Origin of the sequence: Stakelama portus (assembly GCF_003171655.1) — a bacterium.
Classification (GTDB): Bacteria; Pseudomonadota; Alphaproteobacteria; order Sphingomonadales; family Sphingomonadaceae; genus Sphingomonas; species Sphingomonas portus.
On the sequence record NZ_QFZL01000009.1, the window covers coordinates 53,176 to 72,833 of the forward strand.

The following is a 19,658-nucleotide window of genomic DNA, read 5'->3' on the forward strand; positions in this document are numbered from 1 at the left end:
CGCTTCGTCCGCGCGGGGGCGAAGCTGTGGCGAACGCCAAAGCCTAAAGGGGGTCCTATGCTTCGTTCGCTGCTTCTCGCCACTGCGCTGATCGCCGCGCCTGCCGCGATGGCCCAATCCGGTCCGTCGCCCGCCGATCCCGCGCCGCAGGACATGCCCGCGCTGATGGACCTGTATCGCCATCTCCATGCTCATCCCGAACTCAGCCTGCACGAAACCCAAACCGCCGCATTGCTGGCGGAGGAAGCGCGCAAGGCGGGCTTTACCGTCACCGAAGGAGTCGGCGGCACCGGCGTGGTCGCGATCCTGGAAAACGGCCCCGGCCCGACGTTGCTGATCCGCGCGGATATGGACGCGCTGCCGGTGACCGAGGAAACCGGGCTCCCCTATGCTTCGACGGTTCGCGCGACCACCGATGAGGGGATCGAGGCAGGCGTGATGCACGCATGCGGCCATGATACGCACATGGCGGCGTGGGTCGGCACGATGCGGCGGCTGGCCGAATTGAAGGACCAATGGTCGGGCACGCTGGTGATGATCCTTCAGCCGGCCGAGGAACGCGGCATGGGCGCGCGGATGATGATCGAGGACGGACTGTTCACGCGCTTTCCCAAGCCGACCCATGCCATCGCCTTTCACGACAATGCGGGGATGGCCGCCGGCACGATCGGCGTGACGTCGGGCTATGCGCTCGCCAATGTCGATTCGGTCGATATCGTCGTGCACGGCATTGGCGGCCATGGCGCCTATCCCCAGACCACGCGCGATCCGGTCGTGGTCGCCGCGCGGATCGTCACGTCGCTGCAGACCCTGGTCAGCCGCGAAGTCGATCCCCAGCAACCCGCGGTCGTCACGGTCGGCAGCTTTCACGCCGGATCGAAGCACAACATCATTCCCGACACCGCGACGCTGCAGCTTACGGTGCGCAGCTATACCGACGAAGTGCGCCAGCAATTGCTCGACGGCATCGCCCGGATCGCACGCGGCGAAGCGATCGCGGCGGGCATTGCCGAGGACCAGCTGCCCGACGTGACGGTGAAGGACGAATATACGCCATCGACTTACAACACGCCCGAATTCAGCACCCATGTCGCCGGCCTGTTCGCCGAACATTTCGGACAGGCGCGGGTCATCGCCACCCCGCCTGTGATGGGGGGCGAGGATTTCGGCCGCTATTATCGCGCGGAACCGACGATGGAGAGCCTGATCTTCTGGGTCGGCGGCGTGCCGCAGGATCAATGGGACGCGGCAAAGCGCGGCGAAGCCGATCTGCCCTCGCTCCACAGCTCCAAATGGGCGCCCGATGCCGAAGCGGTGGTCGGCACCGCCAGCGAAGCGCTCACCCTCGCCGCACTCGACATCCTGAAGAAATAGCGGGGGAGAGTTTCTCCACCCCGCCGTCGGAAGGGGATCATCGTCCTCACCCTTCAGTCTTTCCCTCTCGCATGGGGAGAGGGAGGGAGGCGCGAAGCGCCGGAAGGTTGAGGGCGACACATCCCAACCTTTGGCCTCTGTCCTGGGATCGGAGATGACCGTTCGCCCTGAGTAGCCATTGAGCTTGTCGAAATGGCGTATCGAAGGGTCCTTCGATACGGGTCTTCGACTTCGCTCAGCCCCTACTCAGGAGAAACGGATTCAACCAACGTGGCCCAAGCAGGGCCTGCTCTAATGATCCTTGGCATCCTCGCGCTTTTCGGGCCGGACATAGATGGACGAAAGCGCGGGCACGGCCTCGCGCAGTCTGGTTTCCAGCCGTTCGATGATCGCCTCGCCTTCGCCCAAGGTCACGCCGTCTTCGAAATCGGCACTGATCGCCGCGAAGATCGCATCGGGCGACGTGTGAATCGTGCGCACGTGATTGACGTGAAGGACCGACGGTTCGCTCGCGACGATGGCGCGAATGCGCGCGACCAGATCGGGATCGGCAGGCTCGCCGATCAACAGCCCCTTGGCTTCGCGCGCCAGCAATGCCGCCACGCCCGCCAGGATCAGGCCGATCACCATCGACGCGGCGCCGTCCAGTTCGGGAATCTTGAAAGTCACGCTCGCCCAGACGCCGATAGCCGCGACGATCAGCCCGGCCAGCGCCGCCGAATCCTCGAACAATACAATGAAGGTCGACGGGTCCTTCGAATCGCGAACCGCGCGCCACCAATGGGTATCGCCCTTGGCCTGCCCGAATTCCTTGAGCGCGATCCCCCAGCTGGTTCCTTCGAGCGCGAAGGCAAAGCCCAGCACGATATAGTTGATCGTGGGGTCTTCGATCGGATGGGGGTCGGTGAAATGGACATAGCCTTCATACAGCGAAACGCCCGCACCCGCACCGAAGATCAGGATCGCGACGACGAAGCTCCAGAAATAGAGCTCGCGGCCATAGCCGAAGGGATGGAGCTTGTCCGGCGGACGCTTGGCGCGATGTTCGCCGTGCAGCAACAGCGCCTGATTCCCCGAATCGACCAGCGAATGCACGCCTTCGGTCAGCATCGAGGACGAACCGGTAATCGCCGCCGCCACGAACTTGGCGACGGCGATGCCGAGATTGGCGACCAGCGCCGCATAGATGACGATATGTTCGCGCCAGCCACCGGCCGATGCGTCGCGTTGCAACTCCTGGGTCAGAGCCCGGTCCCCCTGTTACGGCCCGGGCATTGCCCCGGACCGGTGGCGCCTGGCGCCGATCAATCCCTCTTTGCCGCGCGTTCCTTTTCGGCTTCGGCGTCATAGCCCGACGACGGCGGCGCGTCATGGCTGTGCACCGGCTGCGTCGTCGCGGGCGGGTCCGACGCATCCATCGATTCGTCGAGCGCGCGATCGAGCCGCGCCTGACGGCTTTCCGGGTTCCGTTCAAGCCGCTCGGAAATGCTTTCGTCGGTGCCGGCATCCTTGCGCGCGGACGAATTTTCCTGTTCCGCGTCGGGTTCGGGGGGCGCCACGGGCATATCCTTGGTCACGGCATCGGCGGTCTGGTTGCGGTCGGTCATGATCTTTCTCCTGCTTTCACAGGGAAAAACGAGCCGGCGGCCCTCGACGTTCCCGCCAAAGCCGCAACCACGCCCCCCAGCCAAAGAAAAAGCCCGGCGAGTTTCCCCGCCGGGCCATTTTCCGTTGCCATGTGCAGCGATCAGTTCCGCTGGCTGCCGAACAGACGCAGCAGGAACAGGAACATGTTGATGAAGTCGAGATAGAGCGTCAGCGCGCCCATGATCTCGACCTTCGACTGCAGCTCGCCATTGTGCGAGACATGGAAGTACATGCTCTTGATCTTCTGCGTGTCATAGGCGGTCAGGCCGGCGAAGATCAGCACGCCCAGCGCGCTGATGATCATGCTGCCTTCCTGCGACTGGAACACGAATGCGTTGAGCAGCATCGCCACGATCAGGCCGAACAGACCCATGATCAGGAACGTGCCGATCGGGCCCAGGTCACGCTTGGTGGTGTAGCCATAGAGGCTGAGGCCAGCGAAACCCGCCGCCGTCGCAAAGAACACCGACGCGATCGACGCCGAGGTATAGACGAGGAAGATCGACGAGAGCGACATGCCCATCAGCACCGCAAAGCCCCAGAACAGCGCCTGAAGCGTGCCCTTCGACATGCGGTTCATGCCCATGCTCATCGCGAACACGATCGCCAGCGGCGACAGCATCACGATCCAGCCGAGGCCGCTTGCGCCGCCCTGCGGACCATGGAGCATCGAAACCGCGCCGCTCTGGGCGAACAGCATCGACACCAGGCCGGTCAGCAGCACGCCCGACATCATGAAATTATAGACCGAAAGCATGTAGGACCGCAGCCCCGCATCGACCGCGCCGGCCTCCGTCGCGGTGCCCGCGGCATAAGGCGCGCCCGTCGTCCGGGGATCAGACCAATTTGCCATCTCAAACTCCTTTGCCCGGCCTGTCTGCCGGATGGTGCAAATATCATCATTCGCGCACCGGATTTCAAGCAAAACCGGTTCCCCGCCGCACCTGCTACGCTTAAGGACAGGTTCACGATGCAACGGCTATTTGTCGGATTCCGCCCGCCCCTGATGGTTCGCGAGGCATTGCGGCGCACCATGGGCGGCATTCCCGGCGCGCGCTGGCAAAGCGACGACCAGCTTCACGTCACGCTGCGCTTCATCGGCGAGGTCGAACGCCCGGTGGCCGAAGACGTCGCGCTGGCGCTCGCGGCGATCCGCTATCCCCGGTTCGACGTGGCGATCGACGGGGTCGGCGCGTTCGACAGCCGGGGGAAGCCCAACGCGCTATGGGCCGGCATCCGCCCGCGCGACGCCGCCACCGGCCTGCACAAAAAGATCGATCAGGCGCTGGTCCGCATCGGACTGGCGGCGGAACATCGCGCCTATCTGCCGCACATCACTCTTGCCCGCATGGCCCGCACCGCCGCCGACCCCGACCGCTGGCTCGCCGACCATGCCGGACTGGCGATCCCGGCTTTTGCCGTGACGCATTTCCTGTTGTTCGAAAGCCGGCTGGGCAGCGAAGGCGCCAGCTATGACGCCATCGAACGCTATGCGCTGACGCAAACCGAATGACGCGCCAGGCTATTCCTGCGAAAGCCGCGCCACCAGCGCGTCGGCGGCGGCGGTCACATCCGCCCACACCGTGTCGAAATCGGCGACGCCGCCATAATAGGGGTCGCGAACGCCCTGGCCGCGCCGGCCGGGGACATGATCGAGCAACAGGCTGATTTCGGCGCTGGTATCGCTCGGCGCGATCGCGATCAGGTCGCGCAGATTTTCCGCATCAAGCGCCAGGATATAGTCGAAATTGCGAAAATCGCCCGGCGACACGCGCCGGGCGCGATACTGCGCAATATCGATTCCGTGCCGCGCCGCCACTTCCTGCGACCGGGGATCGGGCGCGTGACCGACATGCCACTCGCCGGTGCCCGCCGAATCGACATGTACATCCAGCCCAACGCGTTCGGCCGCGGCGCGGAACGCCGCCTCCGCCAGCGGGGATCGGCAGATATTGCCAAGACACACGAACAGCAGCGACGTCGCCATCCCATCCCTTCCCTACCGAAATCGAAACGGCCGATAGCCGGGATCGCCGCTGCGGGGAATGGCGCCGGGCCGAACGCCCGGCACACTCGGTTTACTGCGCTTCGAACACGCCACAGGCATAGCGCGCACCGGCATCGCCCGCCGGATCGCTCTTCAGATCATCCTCGCCCGCATGGACGACGAACGCCGAACCATCGTCATCCATCAACGTGGCAAAGCTGCCGCCCTGAAGCGTGAAGGTGAGCGATCCCGTGCCGTCGTCCCCGACGACCAGATTGGGCATGTCGCCGGCATGCGCGCCCTGGGGATTTTCGATGCCATGCTGCTTGGCGTCGGGGTTCCAATGGCCGCCGGCGCTCTTGAAATCGGGCGCTTCGCAGCTGCCGGTCATATGAACATGCACGCCATGCTTGCCGGCGGGCACGCCGTTCACCTGCACCGTCGCCTGCAGCCCATCGGCGGTCTGCTGCACCACCGCGGTGCCGACCTGCGTACCGTCGGCAGTCTTCAGCACCGCCTCGGCACGCTCGCCGCCCGGCACCATCGCATTGCCCATCATGTTGCCCGTTTCGGGCGCGGGCATCATGTCGTTGGCCAGGATATCGGTCGAATTGTCGACATAAGTCGTCTTCTCGCTCGAACAGCCCGCCGTCGCCGCCAGCGCCAGCATCGAACCGATCATCAAACCATTGCGCAATACAGACATGCCCCGTTCCTCCTTTTGAAAATGCTCCTGCAGGAATGAACGGGACTGGGCAAGGGTTCCGAATTGCAGTGGCGACGGCGCCCCGGCTCGCGTTATGCGCGGTCGCGATTGCGAAATCCGGGGGCAGCAGAGGCGATGGCGCGCAGGAAACGATATCTGACCGCAGTGATGCCCGATGGCTATGTAAAGACCATCGGCCCCACCAACGCGCCCTTCACTCATTATTGGCGCATCGTCGCCGAACTGGGCAGCGGCCGGACCGAAGTCTTCTGGGGTCACGCAAAATCGCTGAAGGAGGCCAGCGGCAAGAAAGCGGCACTGGCGGAAGCCGCGCGCCAGCGCGGCTGGCAATCGCATCGCTTCGAAATGGTCGAACTGACCGAAAGCGCCGACCCGCCCGAACCCGCCTGAGCGCGGTCAGGCAACGGAAAAATGCCCGTTCCGCATGGGGTCATGCGGAACGGGCATGTTCAAAGCCATGCTCAGTGCAGCACGACTCCCTGCCGGCCGTTGCTGGCCGACCGCGCCTGGGATCGCGCCATATCGGGCAGACGGAAGCGGCGTGCGTCTTCCGACAATATCTGCCCCTGTTCCATCAATACCCGAACCGCCGCCGAGCTTTGCTCGACCATCGCCGCATTTTCCTGGGTATTGCGATCCATATCGGTCACTGCGGTGCTGATCTGCTTGATCACCGTCGCCTGCGCCTGATTTTCCTCGGCGATGCTTGCGATCCGATCATGTACCTCGGACACGTCATCGACGATGGTCGACAGCGACGTCCCGACACGACCGACCGCTTCCACTGCGACTGCGATGTCGGCCTGTGTCGCGCTCAACTGGTCGCGAGCGTTCTTGGCCTCTTCCTCGGCGCGCATCGCCAGTGCGGAAACCAGGTCGGCGACGACCGCGAAGCCACGCCCGGCCTCGCCGGCACGCCCCGCCTCGACGGCGGCGTTCATCGCCAGAACGCGGGTCTGGAACGCGATCTTGTCGAGGCCCTCGATCACTTCGTCGATGCCGCGCGCGCTCTCGTGCACACGGTTCATCTTCTCGACCGCATCGCCCGCCGTATCGCGCCCGGTACCGACGGAGCTAATCGCGCCGCCGGCGCGGCTCACGGTATCGCGCGCGGCGTCTGCGATTGCGCGCAACCGCTTGTCCAGCTCCACGATCGACGCAGTCGTCTCTTCGACATTGGCAGCGTTGATCTCCGAACGGCGCGCGAGATTATCCGAGCCCTGGGCGATTTCGGTCGAACCGTGGCGGATGGCGTCGGCGCGTTCGAGAACCGATCCGACCAGCGCCCGCAGGCTGCCGATCGTGGCATTGAAATTCTCGCCAAGCACCCGATAGGATTCGGGAAGCTGGGTTTCGAACTCGTGCGAAAGATCGCCGTCGGCAAGATCGGTGAGCGCGTCGGAAACCGCCGCGATGACGAGGGTCAGCTCGCGATCGCGCTCTTCCTGCGCGGCCCGTGCCGTGGCTTCGACTGCCTGACGCTCCTGTGCTTCGCGCTTGACCGAATCGAGCAGCGCGACAATCTGCACGACCATCACGACGAGCGAGAACCACTCGGCGATCCAGATCGTGCCGTGCAGCAGGATGCGCGGCAGGCCGCCGCCGCCCAGGAACACCCAGTCGGGCACGCCCAGGCCGAGCACCATATGGTGGACGACCACATAGCCCGCAGCAACGGTGAGCGCCTTCCAGTCGAGCAGCGTGGCAGCCATCGCCAGCGATGCGAAGAAGACGAGGTGCAGGTCGATCTGCCACGGCATGCCGCGGAAGATGTAGAGCATCAACGTTTCCTGAACGACGACACTGAGCAGAGTGATCATGCGATCCGGCGCTTCGGTCCTGCCGCGAACGGCGACGATGGTCGGATAGATCGGCAGCGCCAGGACGAGCAGGTCGGCAACGATCGACCCCTGACCGACCAGCAGATCGCCGATCAGCGTTCCCAGCGCGACCAGCCACATCGACCCCGTCACCGTACGCATGCCGGTAACGCGCATGCTGTCGATGCTCAGCGCCTCAGGATTCACCAGCTTCTGTATTAGAGCAACCAACGTATTTGCCTCCCATCAGCATCGCGCCCGCCAGTACGGCGCGCGGCAGCAGGTCGCCCCGCGAACCCCGGACGTAGAGCGACCCCGATATCTCTCCACGGCTCAGGATCTGGGCACCCGCATCGGTCGCGATGCGTGCCATCGATCCATCCGCCCGCGGAACCAGCGGAACGAGCAGAAATACACCCTCGGGTGGCGGCAGCGCCGCCAGCAGGCTGGCGAAAATCAGGAGGACGCCCTGACAAGCCACGCCCAAATGGCGCAAGCCGCCCCGGCGCCGTTTACCACCCGGTTCCATGGTTGATTATAGGATGGCTGGCGTCGACCACGGCGCAGAATGCGAAATTTCTTCGCGATGGCGGCGCCACCCATCGGGGGTGCGATGGCAATCGCAACCGCACGAAAAACACCGGAAAAGCACCAAAACGGGCCGCTCGCGCGTATCGCGTGGCGATCCAGGCGGGGGACATGGTTGTCGAGGGCGAGCCGGCGCCGACCCACGACATCGCTCGCTGGCTGCGTCCCGGCTGGCGGTTCCTACTCCTGACTGGAGCGCACCCGCCCGATGATTTCATCGCTGGAAGTCTCTCACCCACATCGACGCCAGGCACTGGCGGCTTGCGGGGCCGCGCAGCAACTCCGGGACGGCCGGCATGCGGCGCAAAGCCGCTACCACCCCCTCCCCCACTTCCCCAACTCCCACCCCCTTGCTACAGCGCGCGCGACTCTCGTGCTCACCGCTCCGGGCTGTGCGCGTGCGGAACGATCCGCGCCGCGCCGCGCTTGGAAGAACAACAAGGGAAAGGCCCTCACATGACTGCAATCGGCCAGGACAGCCTCGGCACGCGCGACACGCTCAGTGTCGGCGGCAAGACCTATAGCTATTATTCGCTGCCCAAGGCGGCGGCGAAGCTCGGCGATGTCAGCCGCCTGCCGTTCAGCATGAAGGTGCTGCTCGAAAACATGCTGCGCTTCGAAGACGGCACCACCGTCACGCCGGAGGACGCACAGGCGATCGTCGACTGGCAGGCGAACCCCAACGCGCCCGAGCGCGAGATTCAGTATCGCCCCGCGCGCGTGCTGCTTCAGGATTTCACTGGCGTTCCCTGCGTCGTCGATCTCGCCGCGATGCGCGATGCGATCACCAAACTTGGCGGCGATGCGGAAAAGATCAATCCGCAGGTTCCCGTCCACCTCGTCATCGATCACTCGGTGATGGTCGACGAATTCGGCACGCCCCAGGCGTTCGAACAGAATGTCGAGCTGGAATATCAGCGCAACGGCGAACGCTATGAATTCCTGAAATGGGGTTCGAAGGCGCTGGCGAATTTCCACGCAGTTCCCCCTGGCACCGGCATCTGCCACCAGGTCAATCTCGAATATATCGGCCGCGGCATTTGGTCGTCGGACGCACCCGACGGCACGGCGATCGCCTATCCCGACACGCTGGTCGGCACCGACAGCCACACGACGATGATCAACGGCCTCGGCGTGCTCGGCTGGGGCGTCGGCGGCATCGAAGCCGAAGCCGCGATGCTCGGCCAGCCGGTCAGCATGCTGATCCCCGAAGTCGTCGGATTCAAGCTTACCGGCGCGCTGCCCGAAGGCATCACCGCTACCGATCTGGTGCTCACCGTCACTCAGATGCTGCGCGCACGCGGCGTGGTGGGCCGCTTCGTCGAATTCTATGGCCCGGGCCTGGCCAGCATGACGCTGGCCGATCGCGCGACCATCGCCAACATGGCGCCCGAATATGGCGCGACCTGCGGCTTTTTCCCGATCGACGACAAGACGCTCGAATATATGCGCCTGACCGGCCGTCCCGACGAAGACGTCGCGCTGGTCGAAGCCTATTGCAAGGCGCAGGGCATGTGGCACGACGAAAACGCGGCCGAGCCGATCTTCACCGACACGCTCGAACTCGACATGGGCACGGTCAAGGCGAGCCTCGCCGGTCCCAAGCGTCCGCAGGACCGCGTCAGCCTCGACGCCGTCGACGAAGTGTTCAACGGCGACCTTCAGAAAGTGTACAAGAAGGAACGCCCGGTCCGCGTCGATGTCGATGGCCGCGACCATGACATCGGCGATGGCGACGTCGTGATCGCCGCGATCACCAGCTGCACCAACACCTCCAACCCGTCGGTGCTGATCGCCGCCGGGCTCGTCGCCCGCAAGGCGCGCGAAAAGGGCCTGACTCGCAAGCCGTGGGTCAAGACCTCGCTCGCGCCGGGATCGCAGGTCGTCACCGACTATCTCGACAAGGCGGGCCTGACCGAGGATCTGAACGCGCTCGGCTTCAATCTGGTCGGCTATGGCTGCACCACCTGCATCGGCAATTCGGGTCCGCTCGCCGAGCCGATTTCGAAGGCGATCAACGGCAACGACATCGTCGCCGCCAGCGTGCTGTCGGGCAATCGCAACTTCGAAGGCCGCGTGTCGCCCGATGTGCGCGCCAATTTCCTCGCCTCGCCGCCGCTGGTCGTCGCCTATGCGATCAAGGGCACCGTCACCGAAGACATCACCGAAACCCCGGTGGGTCAGGATCAGGACGGCAAGGACGTGTTCCTCAAGGACATCTGGCCGACCAATGAGGAAGTCCAGGGGCTGATCATGTCGTCGGTCAAGGAAGACATGTTCAAGGAACGCTATGGCAATGTCTATGCCGGCGACGAACATTGGCGGAAGATCAATGTTGAGGGTTCGGATACCTTCCAGTGGAACCCGACCTCGACCTATGTCGCCAATCCGCCCTATTTCGAAGGCATGGAAATGACGCCCGCTCCGGTCGGCGACATCATCGATGCCAAGCCGCTGGCGATCCTGGGCGATTCGGTCACCACCGACCACATTTCCCCGGCCGGATCGATCAAGGCCGACAGCCCGGCGGGCACGTATCTGCAGGAGCATCAGGTCGCGAAGGCGGATTTCAACAGCTATGGCTCGCGCCGCGGCAACCATGAAGTGATGATGCGCGGCACCTTCGCCAATATCCGCATCCGCAACGAAATGGCGCCCGGCACCGAAGGCGGCGTGACCAAATATGACGGCGAAGTCATGCCGATCTATGACGCGGCGATGAAGCACAAGGCCGACGGCACGCCGCTGGTCGTCGTCGCGGGCAAGGAATATGGCACCGGCTCGTCGCGCGACTGGGCGGCAAAGGGCACGATCCTGCTCGGCGTCCGCGCGGTCATCACCGAAAGCTTCGAACGTATCCACCGCTCGAATCTGGTCGGCATGGGCGTGCTGCCGCTGCAGTTCGCCGAAGGTGTCACGCGTCAGACGTTGAAGCTCGACGGCAGCGAAACCTTCACGATTCTGGGCGTGGCGGACATCCGCCCGCGTCAGGACGTGGAAGTCGAGCTCACCCGCGCCGACGGGTCGAAAGAGACGTTCATGACCAAGTGCCGCATCGATACCGTCAACGAGCTGGAATATTATCTCAACGGCGGCATCCTGCAGTACGTCCTGCGCAAACTCGCCGCCTGATCGTATCGGGCGATGGCGTCGAAAAGCTTCGAGGCCGGCGTCCGCAAGGTCATTGCGCCGCGGCTTGCCGAACTTGGTTTCCGGCGCTTCGGCACACGATATGTCCGCCCCTGCCCGCCCTTCGGCGTGCAGGGGCTGGCCCTTATCCAGGGCAAATGGAACGGCAGCGGCTATTGCGGTTTCAGCTTTCTCGTGACGCGCTCGCTGAAGCTCGGCGCGTCGCGCGACCGGCTGGTCGAGCGCGCGCGGCGCGATAACGGCCTGTTCGACACATACGCATTCCGCTTTCAGCGCATCGAATGGCTCGGCACCCTCACCGAAGTGCGCGCGGATTTCCAATATGGCTATCTGCCCGACGACGCGGCCGGGATCGAAGCCGCGCAGCGTGAGGCGCTGGCCGACATCGAACGCTATGCGCTGCCGTTCCTCCGCTGGGGCGTCGCCAATCCCCTGCGCGGCAACGATCAGGCGCGCGCGGTGCGGGAGAAAGCCCGCTGGCACGAATTCGTCGGAGTGTCGGCCCCGTCGGAAAATGCTTCCGCCGACCCGTCCTGACGATCAGAGCCGCGCCATCGGCCGCCATTCGCCGGCCCTGCGGCAAGCGATCCGAGCCACGCCATCCGTGCCTCGTCATATCGCTCCTGCGCCCTTTTTTCCTTTCTTCCGGCGAAAGCGGGCGTGACGGAACCGCTCCGTTACGCCTCCATGTCCGAAAGCATCTCATCCAGCTGATCGAGCTGTTCGGGAAGGCCAGCCGCCGAGCCCTGCATCGCTTCTTCGAGCGCCTGCGCCGACGGATAAGCCTCATGGAACGTCAGCAGCGTCTTGCCGTCCTGCTCGGCAAAGGTGACGGTGGTTACCGCGCCTTCCTCGCCCTCGTCATTGGTCCAGACGATGCGTTCGTTCGGCACGACGTCGAGATATTTGCCGAAAAACGCCATGGTTTCGCTGCCGCCCGCGCTGAATTCGAGCCGATATTTCCCACCGGTCCGCACGTCCATATCGCAACCGACCAGCGACACGCCCGTCACCGATTTCGGCATCCACCAGCGCCGGAACAATTCGGGCCGGCTCCACGCCTGGAACACCATCGCGGGCGGCGCGTCGAAGATCCGCGTGACGACCAGCTCGCGGTCGCCCCTGCGTTCCACCGATGTCCGATTGCGTGCGCCCTCTGCGTCCTTAATTTCCTGATCCATCGTCATTCTCCTGCTTCATCTCGTTGAGGATTTCGTCCAGGGCGTCGAACCGGTCTTCGAACAGCCGGCGGTGGACCTCGATCCACGCCGCCTCTGCGGCAAGTCCGCGACTGCCCAGCGCGCAACTGCGCACCCGGCCGACTTTCCGGGTGACGACCAGCCCCGCCCGCTCAAGCACCTGCACATGTTTCTTCATGCCGGTCAGCGTCATTCCGAACCGGTCGGCCAGCACTGTGATCGACGCCTCGCCGCGCCCCAGCTCGTCGATGATCCCACGCCGCGTCGCATCCGACAGCGCCGCAAAGGAACGATCGAGGGCCGTGTTTGAATACTGAACCATATAGTTCAGTGTTATGCCGATTCGATGCGCGGCACAAGTCCCCGAAAACGATGTCGCGGGCCAAGCTGCACGGGGACGGGGACCGGCACCGCCCTGCTCCCTGCCGCCGCTCTGCCGTTCGTTCGGCCGCGCAAAATGAGCCCGCGTAACGCGTTATTATCCGTTGGATTGCTACCCGCTGCCGTTCCTGACGACAGAGCGGCGAGCAAGTTGACCAACGCGAAAATCCAGTATCGACCGGATATCGACGGACTGCGCGCGCTGGCGATCCTGCCAGTGCTATTGTTCCATGCGCGCTTTCCGGGAGTCACCGGCGGCTATGTCGGCGTCGACCTGTTCTTCGTCATTTCCGGTTTTCTGATCACGCGTATCATCGCGCGCGAGATCGACGAGCACCGTTTCTCGATCATCCGCTTCTACGAACGGCGTGCGCGGCGCATCCTGCCTGCGCTGCTCCCGGTGATCGCAGTGGTGCTGGTGGCAGCAGCGGTTCTTTTCCTGCCCAGCGATTTCAAGGGTGTACCGCCGTCGGCGCTCGCCGCGACCTTCTTCGTATCGAACATCCTGTTCTTTTCCGAAATCGGCTATTTCCAGACCGGCGCCGACACGAAGCCGCTGCTCCATACCTGGTCGCTGGCGATCGAAGAACAATATTACATCTTCTTCCCGATCCTGCTGATCCTGATCGCGCGCTTTCTGCCGCGCTGGCGCAAGCCGATCGTGGCTGCAATCGCGCTTGTCTCGTTCGCGATGGCAGTGGCGACACAGGGCGACGGTTCGGGCTTTGCCTTTTACTGGCTGCCTCCGCGCGCATGGGAATTGTTCATGGGCGGCCTGCTTGCACTGAACGTCTTTCCGGAAGTCCGCCGCCCCCTGGCGCGGGAAGGCATCGCCGCGGCCGGCCTGATTGCGGTGCTCGCTGCGGTCACATGCTATGACAACCATACCGTCTTCCCCGGCGTCAGCGCGCTGGCGCCGGTGCTGGGTGCCGTGGCGATGATCCATTGCGCGCCGGGTACCGCCACCGGCCGCCTTTTGTCGTGGCGACCGTTCGTGGCGATCGGACTGATCTCCTACTCGCTCTATTTGTGGCACTGGCCGCTGATCGTGTTCACCGAATATGCGACCGCCGAACGACTGGCGGGAGTCACGCAGTGGATGGTGCTCGCCGCTTCCTTCGCGCTCGCATGGCTGTCGTGGCGCTTTGTCGAGAGGCCGTTCCGCGATCGCGGGACGATGAGTCGCCGGACGATCTTCATCGCATCGGGCGCGGGAATGGCCTTCGTGGCGCTCGGCTGCGCGGCACTGCTGCCGTTGGGCGGCTGGCCGCAACGTTTCCCGGCCGATGTCACGCGCATGGCGGCGGGAGCATCGGATTTCAGCCCGTATCGTGCGCGATGCCATGATGCCGACCCGGCCCGGGGCCGCCCGGCATGTGTGCTCGGCGCGCCCGATACGCCGCCGACCGCGATGATCTGGGGCGACAGCCATGGCGTCGAAATGGCCTATGTCCTTTCGCAGATGTTAGCCCGGCGCGGACAGACGCTGATCGAGCGGACGCTCTCCAGCTGCCCACCGATCCCGGGCCAGCCATTCGCCGAAGCGCCCGATTGCGAACGGATCAATCGCGACGTGATGGCATCGATCCTCGCCGACCCGAATATCAAGACCGTCTATCTGGCCGCCTTCTGGGCCAGCCCGGCCTATGCCGACCCGCAAACGCTGGCACGGCTCGACAACACGATCGCCCGGATCATCGATGCCGGACGCAAAGTCGTGCTGATCGGGCCGGTTCCGCCCAATCTGTTCGATGTGCCGCGCCAGCTGCAGCGGCTGGCGAGACAGGGCAGACTATCCGAAGCGATTGGGCGCGACCGGCGCGACATTGCCGCTGCCGAAGCGCGAATCGGCGAAGTCGCGGCGCGCTGGCAGGGCCATGGCCTGGAATATATCAATCCCGCCGATACGCTGTGCGCGACTGGCCGCTGTATCCTGCTGCACGACGGCCATCCGCTCTATTTCGACAGTCACCATCCAAGCGTCGCGGGCGCAGCGCTGATCCTCGCGCCGCTGTCGCGCGAACACGCCACCAACTGACCCGCGCGGCGCCGATCAGCCCAGCGCGCGCCCGGCCACCGCGTCCAGCTTTGCCAGCACATGCGGATCGCGCGCATGCGGCGCCGTGATCAGCGCCGTGTCGAGGCAGGTGTCGATCGGGCTGGCCGGCCGCTCCTCGGGCAGTGCACGCAGCAGGTTGAGCAGCATCGCGCGCGCCTTTTCGGCATTGCCCATCAGCTGTTTGATCACCTGCTCGACGGTCACATCCTCATGGCCTTCGCGCCAGCAGTCATAATCGGTGACCATGCCGACCATCGCATAGGGCAGCTCCGCCTCGCGGCACAACTTGGCTTCGGGCATCGCGGTCATGCCGATGATGTCGCAGCCCCAGCTGCGATAGAGATTGCTTTCGGCGCGCGTCGAAAATTGCGGCCCTTCCATCACCAGGCACGTACCGCCGACATCGACCTGAACACCGGTCGCCTTCGCCGCATCGGCGACCAGCCCGGACAGGCGCGGACAGACCGGATCGGCCATCGATACATGCGCGACCATGCCGCTGCCGAAAAAGCTCGACGGGCGGCCCCTGGTGCGGTCGATGAACTGGTCGGTGATGGTGAAGCTGCCCGGCGGACGCCCCTCGGCGAGCGAACCGACCGATGAGATCGACAGGACATCGGTGACGCCCAGCCGCTTGAGCACATCGATATTGGCGCGCGCATTCAGCTGGTCGGGCGAAATCCGGTGCCCGCGCCCGTGGCGCGGCAGGAACACGACGCGGACATGGCCGACGCGGCCGACGAAACAATCGTCCGACGGCGCTCCCCATGGGCTGTGCGTTTCCACCCAGTCGGCATCTTCGATACCCTCGACATCGTAAAGCCCTGATCCGCCGATGATTCCGATCGTCCAGCCGCCCATGGGTCGCTCCATATTGTCTCTGTTCGCGGCACTGCCGCGCGCGTACAAGGGCGCTGATGCCTCAGCCGACGGCCCGGTGTCGAGATAACTTTGTTTCGGGAGAGTCCATGTTTCGCGCCTTGTCGCTTTTTGCCGCCGCCGCTCTTGTCGCGCTTCCTGCCGCCGCGCAGCAGGCCAACACTGCAATTACCGGCGTCTGGCTGATCGAGGACGGCACCGCGCAGGTGACCATCGCGCCGTGCGGAAATCAGGTTTGCGGGCGTATCACGCGCGTCATCCGCGCCCGTCCGGGCTCCAACGGGCGCGATGAGAATAATCCCGATCCCGCACTGCGCAACCGACCGATCCTCGGCCTGTCGATCCTCACCGAAATGACGCGCGACGGCGATGTCTGGCGCGGCAAGATCTATGATCCGCGCGGCGGCAAGGTCTATCGCTCGGTGGTCGAGCGCGACGGCGCGAACCGTCTGTCGGTGAAGGGCTGCATCTCGTTCATCTGCAAGGCGCAAAGCTGGACGCGCGTTTCGTAAGCCACGCCGCAATCAGCCGGCGGGGCAATGCGCCCCGCTGTCGACCCAGGCCCTGGTCAGGGCACCGAACTCGGCCTGGGTTCCCGGCGCGGGCGTGCGTCCCGCACCCGGGTTCCAGCCCCATCCGACCAGCGAATCATGCGCATTATGCTCGACGATCTGGTCGAGCGACTTGCCGCCATTGCGCGCCGGATCCTTGATCTGCTCGCAAATCTGCGCCAGCGATTTCCCTTCCCACGCCATTTCGATCGGCGCGAGATGCCATTGCGGATTGCCCGGGACACTCCCCTCGCCATTGGCGAAGGCGACATTGGCCGGTCCGTGGCAGGTACTGCACTCCAGCCCGGCCGCGCCATGGCCATCGGGACCGCGCGTAACCGGCGGATCATGCGGCCGCTGATCGTCGCCCTGCAGCGGCCGATCGGTGCGCGGATGGCAATTCACGCAGCGCGGGCTCTGCAACACCTTGCCCATTTCCTCGAAGATCGCGACCGATCGCTGCGTGGGATCGCCGATCGTCGCGAAACTGCTGGCGGGACGCAGCCCTTCGCCGCCCTCGCGCGGCGCGGCGACGATGGCGATGGGAAGCGCAACAGCGGAAAGCGCCAGCGCCGCGATGCCGGAGGCCATGATCTTCATCGATTGTCTCCGTGAATGAAGGGCAGCCGATCGACCGCCTTGCCGGTCAATTTGCGCCAGGCATTGGCGACGGCCGGGGCGATCGGCGGCAATCCGGGTTCGCCGACGCCGGTCGGCTCTTCGCGCGAAGCGATCACCGCGACTTCCACCTCGGGCATCTCGCCGATCCGCAACGAGCGATAGCTGTCGAAATTATGCTGCTGCACGACCCCGCCTTCGCCCAGCACCAGTTCGGCATAGAGCGCATGACCCAGGCCATAGCCGATGCCGCCCTCCATCTGCGCGCGGATCACATTCGGGTTCACCGGCACGCCGCAATCGACCGCACACCACACTTTATGGACGCGCGGCACGCCCTCTGGCCCGCGCGACACTTCGGCGATCTGCGCGACATAAGTGCCGAAGCTCTTATGTACCGCGACGCCGCGCGCGCGCCCTTCGGGAACCGCGGCACCCCAATCGGCCATTTCGGCAACACGCGTCAGCACGCCCTTGCGCCGGTCTTCCTCGATCAGCGCCAGCCGCCCGGCGACCGGATCGACGCCGCCCAGTTCAAGCAGCCGATCGAGAAACGTCTCGACCGAATAGGCGGTGTGCGTGCTTCCCACCGATCGCCACCACAATGTCGGCACCCGCGAATCGACGATATGCGCGCCCAGCCGGTGCGCGGGAAAGGCATAGCCCGATTCCCGCGCGCCTTCGACCATCGTGCCGTCGATGCCGTCGTGGATCATCATCGCTTCCATCGGCGTGCCGCGGGCAAAGGATTGTCCGGCGATCACCTGATCCCAGCCGACGATCCTGCCCGCCGCATCGACCCCGCCGCGCAGGCGATGCACCATGATCGGCCGGTAATAGCCGCCGGTCAGGTCGTTTTCGCGCGTCCAGACATGCTTGACCGGCGCGCGGCCGCCATAGGCCTTGAACACGCTCGCCGCTTCGACCGGGAACGCCATGGTGCCTTCCACCCTGCGCCCGAAACTGCCGCCGGCATATTGCTGGTGCAGCACTGCCTTTTCGGGCGGCACGCCCAGTACCCTGGCCGCGGCGGAAAGCTGGGCGACCTGCATCTGCGCGCCCATCCACATTTCCATGCTGTCGCCGTTCATTTCGATCACGGCGTCGAGCGGCTCCATCGGCGCATGCGCCAGATAGGGGAAATAATAAGTCGCTTCGATCGTCTTCGCCGCGCCTGCCAGCGCCGATGCGACATCGCCTTCGGCCTCGGCCTCGACGCCGGGCTGCGCCGCCGCCTCGGCACAGACCTTCAGCAGTTCGTCGCTCGATCGCCGCTCGGCGGCGGACAAATCCCATTCGACTTTCAGCGCCGCGCGCCCGCGCATCGCGGCATAGGTATCGCGGGCATAAACGGCGACGCCCTGCGGCACCGGCTTTACTGCCAATACGCCGGGAACCGCCATCGCCGCGCTGTCATCGACCGACGCCATTTTGCCGCCGAACGCGGGGGGATGGAGGATCGCCGAATGCACCATGTTCGGGCGGCGCACATCCATCGTGAACTGCACGCTGCCGTCCGTCTTGATCGCGCTGTCGACCTTGGGAACATCGGTACCGATCAACGTCCATTGCTCGGGCGTCTTCAGCACCGGCTTTTCGGGCGGGCTGAGCGCTGCGGCATCGTTGGCAAGCTCACCGAACGTCGCCGCGCGATCGCCATGGCGCACCACGCCTTTCGACGCCGTGACTTGCGAAACCGGCACGCCCCAGCGTCTGGCCGCGGCCTCCACCAGCATCGCGCGAGCGGCGGCACCTGCTTCGCGCATCTGGATGAACGCCGTCGCGATCGACGTCGAACCGCCGGTTCCCATCGTGTGAAGCGCCGCATTGGCATAGAGCGCGTCGTTGGCCGGGGCCATTTCGACTGCGATCTGCGACCAGTCGGCATCCATCTCATCCGCCGCCAGCGTGGCGAGGCCCGTCGCCGGGCCCTGACCGAATTCGACATTCTTGATGACGATGATGACCTGGTTGCCGGGCGTCACGCGTACAAAGGCGTTGGGCGCGAAGAGCGCATCGGGCGCGCCGCCCGCCACCGCGCGCGCCGCCGCGCGTCCGGCGGGAAGGCTGAGCCCCAGGATCAGGCCGCTCGTCTGAAGAAAGCTGCGGCGGGTGGGCGTGACTGCGTTCATCGGTTCAGCCCTCCATCGCTTCGGCAGCATCCTTGATCGCCTGCCGGATGCGGACATAGGTGGCGCAGCGGCAGATATTCCCTGCCATTCCGGCGTCGATATCGTCATCGCTGGGCCTCGGCCTGGCCTTGAGCAGCCCGACCGCCGACATCACCTGACCCGACTGGCAAAAGCCGCATTGCGGCACGTCGATCGCAACCCAGGCGGACTGGACCGCTTCGGCCTCGGGCCCGGACACGCCTTCGATGGTCGTTACCGATCGCCCCGCAACCGTCGAAACCGGAGTTACGCAGCTGCGCCGGTTCTTGCCGTCCAGATGCACCGTGCACGCGCCGCACTGCGCAATGCCGCAACCATATTTGGTTCCCGTAAGGCCCAGATGATCGCGCAGCACCCACAGCAGCGGTGTATCGGGATCGCCATCGAAGCTTGCGGAAGCGCCATTCAGCGTGAATTCGGTCGCCATCATGCCCTCCTTATGGCTTTCCCGGCAGGTCTGGATCGGAGCAATGTTGCACTTGCGAACTCGGTCCGCGAAAAAGCGAA

20 protein-coding genes are annotated in these 19,658 nt (G+C 64.9%); 7 read left to right on the plus strand and 13 right to left on the minus strand.

The window, feature by feature from the left end; all coding sequences use genetic code 11:
* Positions 1 to 57: 57 nt before the first annotated feature.
* Entirely contained in the window at positions 58 to 1,374 is a 1,317-nt protein-coding gene (locus DKB74_RS17900) for an amidohydrolase (RefSeq protein ID WP_109809566.1), read from the plus strand.
* 291 nt (positions 1,375 to 1,665) lie between these two features.
* Here the strand turns inward: DKB74_RS17900 and DKB74_RS17905 are convergent, their stop codons facing one another.
* The 3 genes from DKB74_RS17905 to DKB74_RS17915 form a co-directional block, all read right to left on the minus strand.
* Positions 1,666 to 2,607 (minus strand): cation diffusion facilitator family transporter, encoded by a 942-nt coding sequence (locus tag DKB74_RS17905; RefSeq protein WP_109809567.1) that lies wholly within the window; start codon positions 2,605 to 2,607, stop codon positions 1,666 to 1,668.
* Positions 2,608 to 2,678: 71 nt separating this feature from the next.
* Entirely contained in the window at positions 2,679 to 2,981 is a 303-nt protein-coding gene (locus tag DKB74_RS17910) for a hypothetical protein (protein WP_109809568.1), read from the minus strand.
* A gap of 140 nt (positions 2,982 to 3,121) precedes the next feature.
* Positions 3,122 to 3,874 carry a Bax inhibitor-1/YccA family protein gene (locus DKB74_RS17915; RefSeq protein ID WP_109809569.1) on the minus strand — a complete coding sequence of 251 codons (753 nt, stop codon included), beginning with the start codon at positions 3,872 to 3,874 and terminating at the stop codon, positions 3,122 to 3,124.
* A gap of 117 nt (positions 3,875 to 3,991) precedes the next feature.
* Here DKB74_RS17915 and thpR point away from each other — a divergent pair, with 117 nt between their 5' ends.
* A complete protein-coding gene (gene thpR, locus DKB74_RS17920) occupies positions 3,992 to 4,534 on the plus strand; it encodes an RNA 2',3'-cyclic phosphodiesterase (RefSeq protein ID WP_109809570.1) in 543 nt (180 codons plus the stop codon).
* 9 nt (positions 4,535 to 4,543) lie between these two features.
* On the opposite strand, the gene DKB74_RS17925 is transcribed toward thpR, so the two are convergent.
* Entirely contained in the window at positions 4,544 to 5,008 is a 465-nt protein-coding gene (locus tag DKB74_RS17925; protein ID WP_109809571.1) for a low molecular weight protein-tyrosine-phosphatase, read from the minus strand.
* Between the two features lie 91 nt (positions 5,009 to 5,099).
* Positions 5,100 to 5,714: a superoxide dismutase family protein gene (locus DKB74_RS17930; RefSeq protein ID WP_239987595.1), complete on the minus strand. Its 615-nt coding sequence runs from the start codon at positions 5,712 to 5,714 to the stop codon at positions 5,100 to 5,102.
* Positions 5,715 to 5,849: 135 nt separating this feature from the next.
* On the opposite strand from DKB74_RS17930, the gene DKB74_RS17935 reads away from it, so the two are divergent.
* Positions 5,850 to 6,125: a hypothetical protein gene (locus tag DKB74_RS17935; RefSeq protein ID WP_109809572.1), complete on the plus strand. Its 276-nt coding sequence runs from the start codon at positions 5,850 to 5,852 to the stop codon at positions 6,123 to 6,125.
* Between the two features lie 71 nt (positions 6,126 to 6,196).
* On the opposite strand, the gene DKB74_RS17940 is transcribed toward DKB74_RS17935, so the two are convergent.
* Together DKB74_RS17940 and DKB74_RS17945 are read right to left on the minus strand one after the other, a co-directional pair.
* Entirely contained in the window at positions 6,197 to 7,786 is a 1,590-nt protein-coding gene (locus tag DKB74_RS17940; protein WP_239987596.1) for a methyl-accepting chemotaxis protein, read from the minus strand.
* The gene (locus tag DKB74_RS17945) at positions 7,752 to 8,084 is read right to left on the minus strand and encodes a hypothetical protein (protein WP_109809573.1); all 333 of its coding nucleotides are present in this window, start codon (positions 8,082 to 8,084) and stop codon (positions 7,752 to 7,754) included. The genes DKB74_RS17940 and DKB74_RS17945 overlap by 35 nt, the downstream gene beginning before the upstream one ends.
* 515 nt (positions 8,085 to 8,599) lie before the next feature.
* On the opposite strand from DKB74_RS17945, the gene acnA reads away from it, so the two are divergent.
* Both acnA and DKB74_RS17955 read left to right on the plus strand, forming a co-directional pair.
* Positions 8,600 to 11,275, plus strand: a complete 2,676-nt coding sequence (gene acnA, locus DKB74_RS17950; RefSeq protein WP_109809574.1) for an aconitate hydratase AcnA — start codon at positions 8,600 to 8,602, stop codon at positions 11,273 to 11,275.
* Between the two features lie 12 nt (positions 11,276 to 11,287).
* Positions 11,288 to 11,830 (plus strand): hypothetical protein, encoded by a 543-nt coding sequence (locus DKB74_RS17955; RefSeq protein WP_109809575.1) that lies wholly within the window; start codon positions 11,288 to 11,290, stop codon positions 11,828 to 11,830.
* Positions 11,831 to 11,970: 140 nt separating this feature from the next.
* On the opposite strand, the gene DKB74_RS17960 is transcribed toward DKB74_RS17955, so the two are convergent.
* Both DKB74_RS17960 and DKB74_RS17965 read right to left on the minus strand, forming a co-directional pair.
* Positions 11,971 to 12,474, minus strand: a complete 504-nt coding sequence (locus DKB74_RS17960; protein ID WP_109809576.1) for an SRPBCC family protein — start codon at positions 12,472 to 12,474, stop codon at positions 11,971 to 11,973.
* Positions 12,458 to 12,814 (minus strand): ArsR/SmtB family transcription factor, encoded by a 357-nt coding sequence (locus DKB74_RS17965; protein WP_109809577.1) that lies wholly within the window; start codon positions 12,812 to 12,814, stop codon positions 12,458 to 12,460. Before DKB74_RS17965 ends, DKB74_RS17960 begins: the two co-directional genes overlap by 17 nt.
* Positions 12,815 to 13,024: 210 nt before the next feature.
* Between DKB74_RS17965 and DKB74_RS17970 the strand changes: the two genes are divergently transcribed.
* On the plus strand, positions 13,025 to 14,911 hold the full coding sequence (locus DKB74_RS17970; protein ID WP_239987597.1) for an acyltransferase family protein: 1,887 nt from the start codon (positions 13,025 to 13,027) through the stop codon (positions 14,909 to 14,911).
* Positions 14,912 to 14,926: 15 nt separating this feature from the next.
* Here the strand turns inward: DKB74_RS17970 and mtnP are convergent, their stop codons facing one another.
* Positions 14,927 to 15,793 (minus strand): S-methyl-5'-thioadenosine phosphorylase, encoded by an 867-nt coding sequence (gene mtnP, locus DKB74_RS17975; RefSeq protein WP_109809578.1) that lies wholly within the window; start codon positions 15,791 to 15,793, stop codon positions 14,927 to 14,929.
* Positions 15,794 to 15,900: 107 nt separating this feature from the next.
* Here mtnP and DKB74_RS17980 point away from each other — a divergent pair, with 107 nt between their 5' ends.
* The gene (locus DKB74_RS17980) at positions 15,901 to 16,323 is read left to right on the plus strand and encodes a DUF2147 domain-containing protein (protein WP_109809579.1); all 423 of its coding nucleotides are present in this window, start codon (positions 15,901 to 15,903) and stop codon (positions 16,321 to 16,323) included.
* Between the two features lie 12 nt (positions 16,324 to 16,335).
* Here DKB74_RS17980 and DKB74_RS17985 read toward each other — a convergent pair whose 3' ends face one another.
* From DKB74_RS17985 to DKB74_RS17995, 3 genes are read right to left on the minus strand one after another with little or no spacing between them, the layout of a single operon-like run.
* The gene (locus tag DKB74_RS17985; RefSeq protein ID WP_109809580.1) at positions 16,336 to 16,962 is read right to left on the minus strand and encodes an Isoquinoline 1-oxidoreductase subunit; all 627 of its coding nucleotides are present in this window, start codon (positions 16,960 to 16,962) and stop codon (positions 16,336 to 16,338) included.
* Positions 16,959 to 19,112 (minus strand): xanthine dehydrogenase family protein molybdopterin-binding subunit, encoded by a 2,154-nt coding sequence (locus DKB74_RS17990; RefSeq protein WP_205007901.1) that lies wholly within the window; start codon positions 19,110 to 19,112, stop codon positions 16,959 to 16,961. The genes DKB74_RS17985 and DKB74_RS17990 overlap by 4 nt, the downstream gene beginning before the upstream one ends.
* Positions 19,113 to 19,116: 4 nt before the next feature.
* A complete protein-coding gene (locus DKB74_RS17995) occupies positions 19,117 to 19,578 on the minus strand; it encodes a (2Fe-2S)-binding protein (protein WP_109809612.1) in 462 nt (153 codons plus the stop codon).
* Between the last annotated feature and the right edge of the window lie 80 nt (positions 19,579 to 19,658).

Bases quoted from the DNA above. Each gene is read 5' to 3' on its own strand.
- DKB74_RS17990 (WP_205007901.1), bottom strand. From the start codon at position 19,112: ATGAACGCAGTCACGCCCACCCGCCGCAGCTTTCTTCAGACGAGCGGC.
- DKB74_RS17910 (WP_109809568.1), bottom strand. From the start codon at position 2,981: ATGACCGACCGCAACCAGACCGCCGATGCCGTGACCAAGGATATGCCC.
- DKB74_RS17945 (WP_109809573.1), bottom strand. From the start codon at position 8,084: ATGGAACCGGGTGGTAAACGGCGCCGGGGCGGCTTGCGCCATTTGGGC.
- DKB74_RS17955 (WP_109809575.1), top strand. From the start codon at position 11,288: ATGGCGTCGAAAAGCTTCGAGGCCGGCGTCCGCAAGGTCATTGCGCCG.
- DKB74_RS17915 (WP_109809569.1), bottom strand. From the start codon at position 3,874: ATGGCAAATTGGTCTGATCCCCGGACGACGGGCGCGCCTTATGCCGCG.
- DKB74_RS17965 (WP_109809577.1), bottom strand. From the start codon at position 12,814: ATGGTTCAGTATTCAAACACGGCCCTCGATCGTTCCTTTGCGGCGCTG.
- mtnP (WP_109809578.1), bottom strand. From the start codon at position 15,793: ATGGGCGGCTGGACGATCGGAATCATCGGCGGATCAGGGCTTTACGAT.
- DKB74_RS17935 (WP_109809572.1), top strand. From the start codon at position 5,850: ATGGCGCGCAGGAAACGATATCTGACCGCAGTGATGCCCGATGGCTAT.
- acnA (WP_109809574.1), top strand. From the start codon at position 8,600: ATGACTGCAATCGGCCAGGACAGCCTCGGCACGCGCGACACGCTCAGT.
- DKB74_RS17925 (WP_109809571.1), bottom strand. From the start codon at position 5,008: ATGGCGACGTCGCTGCTGTTCGTGTGTCTTGGCAATATCTGCCGATCC.
- DKB74_RS17960 (WP_109809576.1), bottom strand. From the start codon at position 12,474: ATGGATCAGGAAATTAAGGACGCAGAGGGCGCACGCAATCGGACATCG.
- DKB74_RS17900 (WP_109809566.1), top strand. From the start codon at position 58: ATGCTTCGTTCGCTGCTTCTCGCCACTGCGCTGATCGCCGCGCCTGCC.
- DKB74_RS17985 (WP_109809580.1), bottom strand. From the start codon at position 16,962: ATGAAGATCATGGCCTCCGGCATCGCGGCGCTGGCGCTTTCCGCTGTT.
- DKB74_RS17995 (WP_109809612.1), bottom strand. From the start codon at position 19,578: ATGGCGACCGAATTCACGCTGAATGGCGCTTCCGCAAGCTTCGATGGC.
- DKB74_RS17980 (WP_109809579.1), top strand. From the start codon at position 15,901: ATGTTTCGCGCCTTGTCGCTTTTTGCCGCCGCCGCTCTTGTCGCGCTT.
- DKB74_RS17930 (WP_239987595.1), bottom strand. From the start codon at position 5,714: ATGTCTGTATTGCGCAATGGTTTGATGATCGGTTCGATGCTGGCGCTG.
- thpR (WP_109809570.1), top strand. From the start codon at position 3,992: ATGCAACGGCTATTTGTCGGATTCCGCCCGCCCCTGATGGTTCGCGAG.